The sequence below is a fragment of the Phenylobacterium sp. genome, assembly GCF_031425575.1.
Classification (GTDB): Bacteria; Pseudomonadota; Alphaproteobacteria; order Caulobacterales; family Caulobacteraceae; genus Phenylobacterium.
The window spans coordinates 1-1,953 of sequence record NZ_JANPJP010000093.1 but is presented as its reverse complement, the minus strand read 5'-3'; the positions used below and the strand labels follow the sequence as shown (position 1 = coordinate 1,953).

General features: G+C 68.8%; 2 protein-coding genes and 1 pseudogene. 2 read left to right on the top strand and 1 reads right to left on the bottom strand.

The window, feature by feature from the left end:
* Positions 1–438, bottom strand: a pseudogene (locus RMO97_RS05035) (NADP-dependent oxidoreductase); the annotation flags it as partial.
* Positions 439–748: 310 nt separating this feature from the next.
* On the opposite strand from RMO97_RS05035, the gene RMO97_RS05030 reads away from it, so the two are divergent.
* Together RMO97_RS05030 and RMO97_RS05025 are read left to right on the top strand one after the other, a co-directional pair.
* Positions 749–1,672: a Gfo/Idh/MocA family oxidoreductase gene (locus RMO97_RS05030; RefSeq protein ID WP_310539445.1), complete on the top strand. Its 924-nt coding sequence runs from the start codon at positions 749–751 to the stop codon at positions 1,670–1,672.
* 41 nt (positions 1,673–1,713) lie between these two features.
* Positions 1,714–1,953 (top strand): glutathione peroxidase (locus RMO97_RS05025; RefSeq protein ID WP_409035288.1); only part of this gene is annotated, 240 nt, incomplete at its 3' end.

The window sequence follows — 1,953 nt, the reverse complement described above, 5'->3', positions numbered from 1 at the left end:
GCCGTCCTTCAGCGCCGCGACCTTCAAGAGGCCGACATAGGCGGTGAGGCCTGGCATGCCGGCGGCACCCAGGAACGCCTGGGGGCTGAGGCCCATGGTGTCCAGCTTCTGGACACTTGCCGCCGGGGCGTTGAAGCCCTCACGCCAGCCGAAGCCGGACTGCACCAGGTCGCCAGGCTGCAGGCTAGGGTCGCCGGACGCCACCACCTCGCCGACCGCGCCGCCGTCCATCACTTTGCCCAGCGCGAAGGGCGGTGTGTAGCTTTTCACGTCGTTCATGCGACCGCGCATATAGGGGTCGACCGTCATCCAAAGGTTCTTGACCTGGACCTCGCCGGGACCGGGCGCGGGCACGTCGACGCTGGCCAGTTCAAAGTTTTCGGCGGTGGGCACGCCGCGCGGGCGGCTTTTCAGGCGGATTTCGCGGTAGGCGGTCATGGTCGTTTCCTCGAGGATCTTTGTCTCGGACGGTGTAGGGCTCCCGGAAGGTGGCGTCGAGGGGCGGCGGCATGGTACGGTGATCGCGACGCTCCATCCCGGTATGGACCCTATCGTCTCCTCCCCCGTCGGGGGAGGGGGACCAGACGCAGTCTGGTGGAAGGGGCTTGCAGGATAGGGCTCGGCCTCGTCAGGCCCCCTCCACCCCGTGGAGCCTGTCCTCGGGCCGGCCTAAAGCCGGACCCGGGGGCGCGGTCCCCCTCCCCCGACGGGTGAGGAGAAGCGTGGTCTGACTCATCGGAGACGGAGCATGACTGGGTCCCTGCGGGGCGGCGTTATCGGCGCCGGGGTGTTCGGCGGGTATCACGCCCGCCAGTACGCTGAGGCGCGCGGCGTGACCCTGGCCGGCGTGTTCGACACCCACCCCGACCGCGCCGCCCAGGTGGCCATGCCGCTGGGGGGCCGCGCGTTCAACGACATCGAGTCGTTTCTGGACGCCGTGGACGTGGTCACCATCGCCTCGCCCGCAAGCTATCACGCCGACCAGGCCCTGGCCGCCATCGCCGCCGGCAAGCACGTCTATGTGGAAAAGCCGATCGCGGTCAGCGTGGCGGAGGCGGAACGGATGCGCACCGCCGCTGCGACGCGGGGCGTGGTGCTGGCCTGCGGACATCAGGAGCGGGTGGTGTTCCAGGCCATGGGCCTGCTGGACGCGCCCGAGCGGCCGTTGTTGCTGGAAGCGCTGCGCCACGGCCCGCCTTCCCCGCGCAGCCAGGACGTCTCGGCGGTGCTGGACCTGATGATCCACGACATCGACCTGGTGCTGGCCATCTCCCGCGCCGACCCGGTGACGGCGGAAGGCGAGGGGGCGCTGGGTCCCAACGGGGTATGGGATCAGGCTCGGGCTGAGGTCACTTTTGAGAGTGGCCTGACGGCGATCCTGGATGTCTCGCGCCTGGCGCCGGCGCGGCGGCGAACCATGCGGATCGTCTATCCGTCGGGGGAGGTGGAGGTGGATTTCATCGCTCGCACTTTCCGCAATACCACGGCGTTTGCGCTGAACGCGGACTTCGCCGACACGCCGGCGGGCCGCGACCCGCTGGGCGCCAGCGTGCGCGGCTTCCTGGCCGCCGTACGCGGTGAGACGGCCCGTCCCGTCGTCACGGCAGATGAGGCCATCGCCGCCTTGGATCTGGCGCTGGCGGTGGAACAGGCGTTGGAGAACGCGGCGTAAGGGCGGTAGTTTCCCGGCGACCTCTTTCGGAGAAACACGCCATGTCCAGCGCCCACGACTATGCCTTCCAGTCCATCGACGGCCAGCCGCTGCCGATGACCACATTCAAGGACAAGGTGGTGCTGGTGGTGAACACCGCCTCGAAGTGTGGGCTGACGCCGCAGTACGATGGGCTGGAGAAGCTCTATTCCACCTACAAGGACCAGGGGTTGGTGGTGCTGGGCGTGCCCTGCAACCAGTTCATGGGCCAGGAGCCCGGGACCGACGCCGAGATCCAGACC

Coding starts and splice junctions, on each gene's coding strand:
- RMO97_RS05030 (WP_310539445.1), top strand. CDS start 749: ATGACTGGGTCCCTGCGGGGCGGCGTTATCGGCGCCGGGGTGTTCGGC.